Source organism: Frischella japonica (assembly GCF_014489845.1).
GTDB lineage: Bacteria > Pseudomonadota > Gammaproteobacteria > Enterobacterales > Orbaceae > Frischella > Frischella japonica.
Genome location: NZ_JABURY010000019.1, coordinates 170,740 through 183,194, shown reverse-complemented (window position 1 = coordinate 183,194; position 12,455 = coordinate 170,740). Strand labels below are relative to the sequence as shown.

Below are 12,455 nucleotides of genomic sequence, written 5' to 3'. Positions count from 1 at the left end.
ATGTATTTTAACGATTAATCTCATTAGTGTGGGGTTTTATTTTAATTGAATTATGAGTTAGGAAAGAGTGATAACTATGCTTTGGTTTAAAAATGCAATTGTTTATCAATTAAACAAAGATAATTTATTTGATACACAAGCGATTACAAATGCGGTCAATGCTTGTCCGTTTGTACCATGTGGTAATACTGACAGCATGCGATCTGGTTGGGTTTCGCCATTTGGTGAAAGTCAGGATAATCCCTTAGTTCTTGATAATAATGGCCAAATGTTATTACGGTTAAAAAAAGAGATAAAAATTTTACCCTCTTCGGTCATTAAACAAGCTTTAGCAGAAAAGGTTACTCAGCAAGAACAATTATTTAATCGTAAATTAAAGAAAGCTGAAAAATTATCGCTAAAAGATGAAGTTTATATTGATTTATTACCTCGTGCTTTTAGTAAATATCAATTTTTTTGGTTATGGATTGATACGGTAAATAAACGGGTGATTGTTGATAGTAGTAGTTTTAAGCAGGCAGAAGATATATTGGCATTACTACGTAAAGAAATGGGAACATTAGCTTTAACGCCCTATGCAAGCGATACGCCATTAGAAAAAACTTTAACTAAGTGGGTAAAAGAGTCTTTGAGTTTTCCTCCTATAATATTAGGTGATGAAATTGAATTAAAAGATGCGGTAGAAGATAGTATTGTTGTAAAGTGTAAAAATCAAGAAATTAATAGCCAGGAAATTTTTGTACATATTGATTCAGGTAAACAAATCAGTAAATTGAAGTTACTTGATGAACGCGGAATGAGTTTCATTTTGAATCGTGATTATACTTTAAAAAGAATTAAATTTGATAACGCGATTTTGGATAAAAATGAAGATTTTTTACCAGAAGAAAGCAATGCTAAATTAGAAGCCGATTTTATGCTCATGATCAGTCAGTTAACTGATACTTTTAAATCTATGCAAAAAATTATAGAAGAAATCATAACTGTTTAAAAATATTAATATTTTTAACTTAAATAAAAGATAAAGCATTTTAATATTAAAATGTTGTGATATAATCTTAATTAGTATTAGCGTATAAATTACAAAAAGAAAGAGGTTAATTAAACTCTCAGTAAATTTATATTAAATACTGGGATATGTTTTCAACAACACTTTAGTTGAGGGATAAAATGAAAAAAACGACTTTAGCACTAGCAGTGGCAATTGCTAGTATGTCATCTGTAGCAAATGCTGCACTACCAGAAGATACATTTTATGTAGGTGGTAAAATAGGTTGGTCTAAATTCTTTGATACTAAATCACAGAAAGTAGAAGATGCGAGAAAAGTAACCAATAACCGTGTTGGTGGTGGTGCTTTTGTTGGCTTTCAAGCTACTCCTTATTTAGCCGCTGAATTGGGATATGATTGGCTTGGTGAGTTAGAATATAAAGGACACCATAGAAGTAAAGCTGGTAAGTTAACTGCACATGGAGTATCTTTAACTGGTAAAGCAAGTTATCCGTTAGGTTTCATCTCTGATGATTTAGATATTTATGCGCGTGCTGGTGCATTTATTCATATCACTAAATGGAAACAACATAATCATAGTAGTGATACAGAAACTGGTGTGTCTCCAGTATTTGCATTGGGTCTTGATTATCGGTTAAATGATGATTTTTCAACTCGTTTAGAGTATCAATGGGTTAACCGAATTAGCAATGATGGTCCAACACGTCCAGACAATGGTATGTTATCATTAGGTGTCACTTATCGTTTAGGTTCTCCTGATGTTCCAAGAGCACCAGTAGAACGTGATGTACGTGAAAATCGCTATGTATTTAATGAAGATGTATTATTTGGCTACAACAAATCTGACATTAAACCAGAGGGGCAAGCTGCATTAAATGAGTTAGTCCGTACATTAGTTAAAATTAATCCTTCTGACAGTGCGATTATCGTTATTGGTCATACTGATCGTATCGGTTCTGCAAGCTATAATCAAAAACTTTCAGAACGTCGTGCTCAAGCAGTTCGCAATTATTTAGTTTCGCAAGGCGTGCCTGCTGGTTTAATCACAGTACGTGGTGAAGGTAAAAATCAGTCAGTAACTGGCAATAAATGTAACGAACTTAAAGGCGCTAAGCTTAAAGATTGTTTAGCACCAGATCGTCGTGTAGAAGTTGAAGTGAAAGCTAAAACTGTTGAAGAATATGTTGTTGAAGAAAGAAAAGACAATATTAAGTAATTCTTCAGGCATCTGTACAAGTAATAAAAAACCCGGATCACCGGGTTTTTTATTGATTATTTAGATACATTGATTAAAATAATAATCTGGATTTGTTTCTCAAATTTATGCAATATTTAAGTATCACCACGATTATTAACGCGTAATGATTTTTTTATTATTGATAATTTTCTCATTCACGACACTTACCTGTGAATAATTAGTACAATCAAACAAATTGGAGTTATTGTGTCTGCGACTGTTTGGCAAGAATGCCTATCTCAACTTCAAGAAGAGTTAACATCTACTGAATTCAATCTGTGGATAAGACCATTACAAGTGGAAATTGATAACGACAACCTTTATCTTTACGCGCCAAATCGTTTTGTATTAGATTGGGTCAAAAACAAATATTTATCGACAATATCGGCACAAATAAGCCAATTAACCAATGGTCAGTCCCCAAAGATATCCATTGAAGTTGGTTCACTTCGTCAATCTAATACCAGTGCCAAAATTATTAATCAAAATATAAAACAAAAACTAGCAGTACCATCAATAAAAACTAGAGAAATTAAAAAAACAGAAGAAGTTATTTATCGTTCTGGAATTAATCCTAAACACACATTTAATAGCTTTGTTGAAGGGAAATCAAATCAATTGGCTAATGCGGCAGCTAAGCAAGTCGCTGAGAACCCTGGTAAAGCCTATAATCCATTATTTTTATATGGTTCAACGGGGTTAGGTAAAACGCATCTTTTACATGCTGTTGGGAATCAAATTATTCAAAATAAAGCTAATGCTAAAGTGATTTATATGCATTCTGAACGTTTTGTGCAAGATATGGTTAAGGCTTTACAAAACAATGTCATTGAAGATTTTAAACAATATTATCGTTCAGTTGATGCATTACTAATTGATGATATTCAATTTTTTGCAAATAAAGAGCGTTCACAGGAAGAATTCTTTCATACGTTTAATGCATTATTGGAAGGTAATCAACAAATCATCTTGACCTCTGATCGATATCCGAAAGAGATTGATGGTGTTGAAGATCGCTTAAAATCGCGTTTTGGTTGGGGGCTCACAATTGCCATTGAACCACCTGAATTAGAAACACGCGTTGCGATATTAATGAAAAAAGCTGAAGAGAATCATATTAAATTGCCTGAAGAAGTAGCATTTTTCATTGCAAAACGCTTGCGTTCCAATGTGAGAGAATTAGAAGGGGCATTAAATCGTGTGATTGCTAACGCTAATTTTACTGGTAAAGCAATTAATATCGATTTTGTCAAAGATGCATTAAAAGATTTACTGGCATTGCAAGAAAAATTAGTAACCATTGAAAATATTCAAAAAACTGTCGCTGAATATTATAAAATTAAAGTTTCGGATTTGTTATCAAAACGTCGTTCCCGTTCAGTTGCTAGACCACGACAAGTGGCAATGGCATTAGCAAAAGAATTAACTAATAAAAGTTTACCTGAAATCGGTAATGGTTTTGGTGGGCGGGACCATACCACTGTGTTACACGCTTGTCGAAAAATTGCTGAATTAAAAGAAGAAAGTAATGATATCAAAGAAGATTATTCCAATTTAGTTCGTACACTTTCTACATAACTATTTTTAAGTAAAGAAACCATTATGAAATTCATTATTGATCGTGAAAAACTTATCAAACCATTACAGCTAGTGAGTGCGCCATTAAGTAGTCGGCCAGCTTTACCTATTTTAGGTAATTTGTTATTACAGGTTAGTGAAAATGTATTATCAATGACGGGAACTGATTTAGAAATAGAGATGATTACCCGGATACCATTGATTGAAACAAATGAATCTGGAGCAACTACGGTGCCTGCACGTAAATTTTTAGATATTTGCCGTAGTTTGCCAGCTAGTTCCAAAATTGCAATTAAACTTGAAGATAATCGTTTAACCATTCAATCAGGAAGAAGTAAATTTGCTTTATCAACTTTACCTGCCAGTGATTTCCCCAATTTAGAAAATTGGCAATGTGCAGCAGATTTCTTTGTTCCACAAAAAACATTAAAGCATTTGATCGATTCAGTGCAGTTCTCAATGGCTAGTCAGGATGTTCGTTATTATTTAAATGGTATGTTATTTGAAACCGAAAATAATTTACTTAAGACGGTTGCAACAGATGGGCATCGTTTAGCAGTATGTGCTTTACCAGTTGGGCAAACAATTCCAACTAGCTGTTCTGTTATTATGCCGAGAAAAGGTGTATTAGAGCTGGCTAAATTGGTTAATGATAGTGACGAATTAATCAATATTCAAATTGGCAGTAATAATTTACGGGTAAATTTAGCCGATTTAACTTTTACCTCAAAGTTAATTGATGGCCGTTTTCCTGACTATCGTAAGGTCTTACCTCGTAATCCAGATAAAATTCTGCAAGCACCTTGTGAGGAGCTAAGAAGTGCATTATCCCGTGCCGCAATTTTATCCAATGAGAAATTTCGTGGTATTCGTCTGTATATTCATGATAATCGTATTAAAATCACGGCGAATAATCCTGAACAGGAAGAAGCTGAAGAAATAATTGATGTTCAATATAATGCCGAACCACTAGAAATTGGGTTTAATGTTACTTATCTACTCGATGTACTTAATGCACTGAGATGTGAAACAGCCCAAATGTTATTAACCGATTCAACGTCAAGTGTGCAGATTGAAAATATCAATGATGAATCAGCAACTTATGTTGTAATGCCAATGCGGTTATAAAAGTAGTATCAGCATATTGTTTATTCTAAAAAGCAATATGCTGGTAGTTATCAATGTTCTATTATGACTATTGCTCAAATCCAAATTCACCATTTTCGTAATATTGAAAGTGCTGATATTATGCCTTCTACGGCGTTTAATTTTATTATCGGTAATAATGGTAGTGGTAAGACGAGCTTTCTTGAAGCTATCTATATGCTTGGACATGGCCGAGCTTTTCGCAATCAGTTATCAAGTCGTGTAATTCAGCATCATTACCCTGAACTGGTATTATTTTGTAAATTAATTGGTAATCATGAACAAATCCATACAATGGGATTATCCAAATCACGTCATGGCGAAAATAAAATCCGTATCGATAGTAACGATGGTTATAAACTAACCGATTTAGCTAAATTATTACCATTACAATTAATTACACCTGAAGGATTCGAACTATTAATAGGTGGACCTAAATATCGCCGAGCATTTGTTGATTGGGGATGTTTTCATCATTATCCGGAATTTATAGGTTTATGGAATAATTTGCGACGGTTACTTAAACAACGCAATGCTTTATTGAAAAATGCCAATTCTTATCAACAATTATTACCATGGGATAAAGAGTTGGTACCGATTGCTAATAAAGTCAGTGAAATTCGTGCTGATTATATCGGGCAAATTCGTGATGATATCCTTAATACAACGGCGGATTTTTTACCAGAATATCAATTAGATTGTCAGTTCTATCAGGGTTGGGAGCATTCTAATGATTATGCAAATTTATTATCTGAACATTTTGATCGCGATAAAGCTGTAAGTTATACAACAATAGGCCCTCATAAAGCTGAATTGAGACTAAAAGTTAATAATATTCCTGTTGAAGCGTTATTTTCTCGTGGCCAGCTGAAATTACTACTTTGTGCGTTACGTCTTGCTCAAGGTGAATTTTATGCAAAACATAATCAGCAATCATGTTTATATCTCATTGATGATTTTGCTTCAGAGTTAGATGCGACAAAACGAGAACTGTTTGCCAAACGCCTAAAATCAATGCATTCACAAGTTTTTATAACGGCAGTTGATCAATCGCAAATCCAAACGATGATCAGTGAAAATGACAAGATTTTTCACATAAATTCTGGTATAATTAGCCGATAATTTCGTCTTTTCTATAAAATAAAATTTTCTAGCGAGAAATACATGTCTAATTCTTATGATTCCTCAAGTATAAAAGTACTTAAAGGTCTCGATGCTGTTCGTAAACGCCCTGGTATGTATATTGGCGATACTGATGATGGCACAGGTCTACATCACATGGTTTTTGAAGTTGTGGATAACGCAATTGATGAAGCACTTGCAGGTTATTGTAATCATATTGAAGTGATTATTCATACCGATAATTCGGTTTCGGTACGTGATGATGGGCGCGGTATCCCAACAGGTATTCATGAAGAAGAAGGTGTATCGGCTGCAGAAGTCATCATGACCGTTTTACATGCCGGTGGTAAATTCGATGATAACTCATATAAAGTGTCCGGTGGTTTACATGGTGTGGGTGTTTCAGTGGTTAATGCCCTATCTGATAAATTAGAGTTAATTATTTACCGTGAAGGTAAAAAACATCACCAACTTTATAACTTAGGAGTACCGCAAGCACCGTTAAAAGTCGTTGCTGATACGACTGAAAGTGGTACTTATGTGCGTTTTTGGCCAAGTCCTGAGACTTTTACTAACATTGAATTTGAATACGAAATTCTTGCCAAACGGTTAAGAGAGTTATCATTCCTAAATTCCGGCGTTTCAATCAAACTACTTGATGAACGTACTGGAAAAAGTGAACATTATCATTACGAAGGTGGGATTCGTGCTTTTGTTGAATATTTGAATAAAAATAAAAATCCAATTCATCCAAAAGTTTTCTATTTCAGTGCTGAAAAAGATGGAATTGGTGTTGAAGTCGCTCTTCAGTGGAATGATGGTTATCAGGAAAATATTTACTGTTTCACTAACAATATTCCACAACGCGATGGCGGAACGCATTTAGCGGGTTTTCGCGGTGCGATGACGCGTACCCTTAATACCTATATGGAAAATGAAGGGTATAGTAAAAAAGCCAAAGTCAGTGCAACCGGCGATGATGCAAGAGAAGGGTTGATCGCTGTAGTTTCAGTAAAAGTACCTGATCCGAAATTCTCATCGCAAACTAAAGATAAATTAGTTTCGTCAGAAGTTAAATCTGTTGTTGAATCGATTATGGCTGAAAAGTTGTCTGAATATTTATTGGAAAACCCAACTGATGCTAAAATCGTGGTAGGAAAAATCATTGATGCAGCCAGAGCACGTGAGGCGGCGCGTAAAGCCCGTGAAATGACCCGTCGTAAAGGCGCATTAGATCTTGGTGGTTTACCGGGTAAACTGGCCGATTGTCAGGAGAAAGATCCTGCATTGTCGGAACTTTATCTGGTGGAAGGGGACTCGGCTGGCGGATCAGCCAAACAAGGTCGAAACCGTAAAAATCAAGCTATTTTACCCCTTAAAGGTAAAATTCTTAATGTTGAAAAAGCTCGGTTTGATAAAATGCTCTCTTCACAAGAAGTTGCTACGCTGATTACTGCATTAGGTTGTGGTATTGGTCGCGATGAATATAATCCAGATAAAATGCGCTATCACAGCATAATTATCATGACTGATGCTGATGTCGATGGTTCACATATTCGGACGTTATTATTAACATTCTTTTATCGACAAATGCCAGAAATTATCGAACGCGGTTATGTCTATATTGCACAACCTCCGTTATATAAAGTGAAAAAAGGTAAACAGGAACAGTATATTAAAGATGATGATGCTATGACGGAATTCCAAATTACGTTAGCATTAGAAGGGGCTTCATTACACGTTAATCCTCACGCGCCAGCCCTTGCCGGTGAACCATTGGAGAGACTGATTGCTGAATATCAGAAAATTGAAAAACTAATTGAAAAAATGGAACGCCGTTATCCAAAAGCGATGATGGCTGAATTAGTTTATCACGACGTATTGACGGAAACGATTTTACACAATCAGCAACTGGCTCAGCAATGGGCACAGACATTAGTTGATACTTTACAGGCAAAAGAACAACATGGTAATCTTTATCACTTTGAAATCAACTATAACGAAGAAAAACAGTTATATATACCAGTCGTGAAGATTAGAACGCATGGTGTTGACAATCAATATCCGCTTGATTTAGCGTTTGCTCATAGTAATGAATATCGCAATATCTGCCATTTGGGTGCGCAGCTTAGAGGATTAATTGAAGAAGGTGCTTTCATTAAACGCGGTGAACGTGTTGAACCTGTTAGTAAATTTGAAGATGCGGTTGAATGGTTAGTTAAAGAATCCCGCCGTGGTTTAACAATCCAACGTTATAAAGGATTGGGTGAAATGAATCCAGAACAGCTTTGGGAAACTACCATGGATCCAACCAGTCGACGGATGTTACAAGTTTCGATTAAAGATGCAATTGCCGCCGATCAACTTTTCACTACCTTAATGGGTGATGAAGTAGAGCCAAGACGTGCCTTTATTGAGGAGAATGCTCTAAAAGCAGCTAATTTGGATTTCTAATCTGTAAAAATTAGTTATCAATGATAATCAAAACTCCCACAATGGGAGTTTGATTGGGCTTATTTCATTCCATATTCAACGATTGTTTTTTTCAGCCAATTAATATGATTAATGGCATTCATACCGATTCCTCGGGTAAAACTTTTTACTGGATTATAACCAGTAAAAATATCCTGAATACCTTTCATTGCTGCCATCATAATCAAAGTATCTTTATGACGTTTCAATTGATATTGGCGATAGAATTTGACTAGTCCAATATCATGCTGAGCAACATAAAGATGATTTATGGTATCTGTTAATTGCTGTGCATCTTGAAAACCTAAATTTGCACCTTGACCAGCTAAAGGATGGATGGTATGTGCTGCATCACCAATCAATATTAATCGTGGTTTTACGGTATCCATACAGTAACGGGCGATAAGTGGAAAGGTATAACGATCGCTAATTATTTTGCATTGTCCAACGTAACGAGCAGTAATTTGACTTAATTGTTGACCAAATGCAGCGGGTGCCATCGTGTTAAGTACATTGACATTATGCTGATGGGTTGACCAAACTAAACAACTCTCATGTGATTTCCATAATGGTAGAAAAGCTACAATACCCTCAGGATAGAAGATCTGTTTAGCACATGCTTGGTGAGCTAATTCAGTCTGTACTGTTGCAATAATTGCATGATGTCGATAAGGTTGTTTTAACATTTTGATTTGCTGATGTTGGCGTATAAATGAATTTGCACCATCAGCAGCAATAATTAATTTTGCTGCAATTTTTTCATTATTAGCTAATTTGATAAAAGCACGGTCGGAACTAAACGTTAGATCTGTCACTTGATGATAAAAAAAAACAACATTTTTTTGTTCAATAAGCTTTTGATATAAGGTATTTTGAATTAGTTGATTTTCAATAATATAGCCTAGTTTTGTGTAAGCATAGGCTGAACAATTTTCCACTAATTTCGCAAAACCTGATACTTCTTGTACTTCAATTTGATCAAAGGGTTGTACTCTACCACTGTGGAGCAATTTATCCCAAATGCCAATTTGTTGAAAATATTGTTGGCTAGCATGATTGATGGCAGAGGCTCTGATCTCAACCCGTTCTTTATCTAAGTGGTGATATAATTGTTGATTATCCGTTATAACAGCGATTTTCATTCCTTGGCGATATAAAGCACTAGCAGTCGCTAAGCCAACCATACCACTGCCAACAATAGCAACGTCGAAATCAATCACGCTAACCTCGTCTTATTTATAGTTCGTAGAGTGAATAATAACATAATTTATCGCCATTCATTAGTCACTGACGGCATCATCTTTATATTTATCGTAACGATAATACCGCTACAAAGACAACCATCGAAAAAGGTTCGATCGCTTTAATTGCTAACTAAATTGCAAAATATAATCATTTACTATTTTCATAAAAAAATGATTTTTTTAATATTTACATAATATTCATATAGTTATAAATAAAAAATTAATTTATAATGATGTTCCTAACATTTTGTACCAAGAATAGAATAGGAAATAAAAATGAGAACGAATAAAAGTGTGCAAAATTTCAAGCATCGACTTGCCGAGATAATGCAAAATAATTCAATTGCTAGTTTTGCTAAAAAATGCGATATGTCTGAAACCGTGATACGTGATTATTTATCAGGTAAAACTTACCCTTCTTTAAATCGTTTAGCCATTATAGCTGAAAAATGTGATGTAACGTATACATGGTTGGCGACGGGATATAATCCTCAAGATATAGATTTACTTGAAGATAGCCAGAATTATAATGATCCGATTTATCGGATTCCTGTTTATAGTAAACAATGTCCAACACCTGAAGAAGCAAGTACACAAAAATATGTTAGAGGGACACCGCCAGTAATGAATTATCCTGTATTAGCCGGTTGGTTAGGTTACCGAGGATTAAATGCAGAAAAATTAATTATTTATTGGGCTAAAGGTAATATGATGGCACCTGATATCAAGAATAATAATGGGCTAATCATAGATACAACACCAAAAGATATTGTAGATGGTAATATTTATCTAATTGAATATTTAGATATCACTATGGTTAGACGTATTCAGATAACACTCGAAGGCTGGGTTTTATTAGCAAATAATCCTCAATGTGAAGCAATTGTGGTTCATCGTCACGATTTTAATTCCTATCATATTGTTGGTAATGTTGTTCAAATTATTAAAGATCTTTATTAAAATTTTCCATAAAGCAGTTGATTTATCTTCAATTAGTAGCCCATTTTTAACTGGGCTACATTTTTTAAGCTCTCTTCTATGCGAATTATATCTTGAATGTACTATTGATTGCTTAACAAGCAATGATTAGACTAAGATGAAAAATTGATAATCATTGTTTAAATTATCTACATTATCATTATAAGAGACGTTACGGTGAAATTAAATCAATTACGTTATATTATTGAAGTTGCTCGTTGTTGTTCAATTAATGAAGCAGCTAAAAAACTGTTTATTACTCAACCCAGTTTATCAACCGCGATCAAAGAGTTAGAAGATGAATTTAAAATAAAAATTTTTTTACGTACAGCCAAAGGGGTTTCTTTAACTACGGAAGGGGTTGAATTTTTAGGTTACGCGAAACAAATTCTCGATCAAACTGAATTATTAGAACAACATTATAATAGTAAAATCCCATCTAAACAACTTTGCAGTATTTCAACGCAACACTATGCCTTTGCGGTGAATGCTTTTGTTAATTTAATAAAAAAAAATCATACTGATGAATATGAATTTACTTTAAGAGAAACTCGGACTCACGATATTATTACGGATGTGGCAACCTTACGTAGTGAAGTTGGTATTTTATATTTGAATGATTTTAACCGTAAAGTCATAAAGCGCTTATTAAAAGAACATCAACTCACTTTTTTCCCATTGTTTGAAGCGAGTCCACACGTTTTTATCAGTACACAACATCCATTATCACAGCAAAAAATGATCACACTGGAAGAACTTGATAACTTTCCTTACCTTTCATTCGAACAAGGTGAATATAATTCATTTTACTTTGCTGAAGAAATCCTTAGTACGGTTTATCACAAAAAAAGTATCCATGTTAGCGATCGCGCAACCCTATTCAATTTACTGCATGGCTTAAATGGTTACACTATCAGTACCGGTGTACTGAGTACTGATCTCAATGGTTCTGATATTGCTTCTATTCCTTTAGTTACCGATGAACGAATATTGGTGGGGTGGATCACTTCACAAAAAGTACAATTAAGCCAATCAGCACAGCGTTATATTGAAGAATTAAAAATACTGATTCAAGAGTATGGATTTAAATTGAAATAAATTAATCATATTTAAATGTTTATATTAAAAATTTAACATTACTATTGCTTAATAATAGATAAATACATCGATGAAAATTATTATGGTTATAAAAGTATCAATGGCTAACTCGAAGCGCTTAAACAAGATTGGTTATGGCTAACCTTGTTTAATGGGATTAGGACATTAACTGTTTCATAAATAGAGTGACTAGCATTTAATGCGCGATTTTTATCCTTCAATAGATTATTGTAGGTTTACTGGAACTAGAGCATTATTATGGCAGGTTTGATGACAAATATTATAGAGAATTTATTCTGCAATGTTTTGTACCTTTCATATTTGCTATCAACCAATTATTTATTTAGGTATAAAAAGAAATTCATTAGAAGAGGTTGATTAATGAAAGAGGTTATTTTTTCATGAATGTTTAAGCACAAAGCTCCATTGAAGCAATAAGATTAATAAAAAAAACGTAATTCAAGGTATCTCTATTTAATAGATTGGAAAGTATTCAAGATATTGACTAATATTAACTATTTTTTTATTTGTGGTTATTGTATCACCGAATCTTAGACAAAAATTAACATA

At 34.0% G+C, this 12,455-nt stretch carries 9 protein-coding genes; 8 read left to right on the top strand and 1 reads right to left on the bottom strand.

Annotated elements, in window-relative coordinates:
• Nucleotides 1–76 precede the first annotated feature (76 nt).
• The 6 genes from FcAc13_RS10080 to gyrB all read left to right on the top strand — a co-directional run bounded on the left by FcAc13_RS10080 (nucleotide 77) and on the right by gyrB (nucleotide 8,547).
• Nucleotides 77–991: a recombination-associated protein RdgC gene (locus FcAc13_RS10080; RefSeq protein ID WP_187756092.1), complete on the top strand. Its 915-nt coding sequence runs from the start codon at nucleotides 77–79 to the stop codon at nucleotides 989–991.
• A 179-nt stretch (nucleotides 992–1,170) separates the two neighbouring features.
• The gene (gene ompA, locus FcAc13_RS10075; protein WP_187756091.1) at nucleotides 1,171–2,226 is read left to right on the top strand and encodes a porin OmpA; all 1,056 of its coding nucleotides are present in this window, start codon (nucleotides 1,171–1,173) and stop codon (nucleotides 2,224–2,226) included.
• Nucleotides 2,227–2,454: 228 nt separating this feature from the next.
• On the top strand, nucleotides 2,455–3,825 hold the full coding sequence (dnaA, locus tag FcAc13_RS10070; RefSeq protein ID WP_187756090.1) for a chromosomal replication initiator protein DnaA: 1,371 nt from the start codon (nucleotides 2,455–2,457) through the stop codon (nucleotides 3,823–3,825).
• 24 nt (nucleotides 3,826–3,849) lie between these two features.
• Nucleotides 3,850–4,953: a DNA polymerase III subunit beta gene (gene dnaN, locus FcAc13_RS10065; RefSeq protein ID WP_187756089.1), complete on the top strand. Its 1,104-nt coding sequence runs from the start codon at nucleotides 3,850–3,852 to the stop codon at nucleotides 4,951–4,953.
• Nucleotides 4,954–5,016: 63 nt separating this feature from the next.
• Nucleotides 5,017–6,093, top strand: coding sequence for a DNA replication/repair protein RecF (gene recF / locus FcAc13_RS10060; protein ID WP_187756088.1), 1,077 nt, complete (start codon nucleotides 5,017–5,019; stop codon nucleotides 6,091–6,093).
• Between the two features lie 42 nt (nucleotides 6,094–6,135).
• A complete protein-coding gene (gyrB, locus tag FcAc13_RS10055; RefSeq protein ID WP_187756087.1) occupies nucleotides 6,136–8,547 on the top strand; it encodes a DNA topoisomerase (ATP-hydrolyzing) subunit B in 2,412 nt (803 codons plus the stop codon).
• Nucleotides 8,548–8,606: 59 nt separating this feature from the next.
• Here the strand turns inward: gyrB and FcAc13_RS10050 are convergent, their stop codons facing one another.
• The gene (locus FcAc13_RS10050; RefSeq protein ID WP_187756086.1) at nucleotides 8,607–9,785 is read right to left on the bottom strand and encodes an FAD-dependent monooxygenase; all 1,179 of its coding nucleotides are present in this window, start codon (nucleotides 9,783–9,785) and stop codon (nucleotides 8,607–8,609) included.
• Nucleotides 9,786–10,085: 300 nt separating this feature from the next.
• On the opposite strand from FcAc13_RS10050, the gene FcAc13_RS10045 reads away from it, so the two are divergent.
• Together FcAc13_RS10045 and FcAc13_RS10040 are read left to right on the top strand one after the other, a co-directional pair.
• Entirely contained in the window at nucleotides 10,086–10,769 is a 684-nt protein-coding gene (locus FcAc13_RS10045; RefSeq protein ID WP_187756085.1) for a LexA family transcriptional regulator, read from the top strand.
• Between the two features lie 195 nt (nucleotides 10,770–10,964).
• Entirely contained in the window at nucleotides 10,965–11,885 is a 921-nt protein-coding gene (locus tag FcAc13_RS10040) for a LysR family transcriptional regulator (protein ID WP_187756084.1), read from the top strand.
• The last annotated feature ends 570 nt before the right edge of the window (nucleotides 11,886–12,455 follow it).

Bases quoted from the DNA above. Each gene is read 5' to 3' on its own strand.
- ompA (WP_187756091.1), top strand. From the start codon at position 1,171: ATGAAAAAAACGACTTTAGCACTAGCAGTGGCAATTGCTAGTATGTCA.
- FcAc13_RS10080 (WP_187756092.1), top strand. From the start codon at position 77: ATGCTTTGGTTTAAAAATGCAATTGTTTATCAATTAAACAAAGATAAT.
- recF (WP_187756088.1), top strand. From the start codon at position 5,017: ATGACTATTGCTCAAATCCAAATTCACCATTTTCGTAATATTGAAAGT.
- dnaN (WP_187756089.1), top strand. From the start codon at position 3,850: ATGAAATTCATTATTGATCGTGAAAAACTTATCAAACCATTACAGCTA.
- FcAc13_RS10045 (WP_187756085.1), top strand. From the start codon at position 10,086: ATGAGAACGAATAAAAGTGTGCAAAATTTCAAGCATCGACTTGCCGAG.
- gyrB (WP_187756087.1), top strand. From the start codon at position 6,136: ATGTCTAATTCTTATGATTCCTCAAGTATAAAAGTACTTAAAGGTCTC.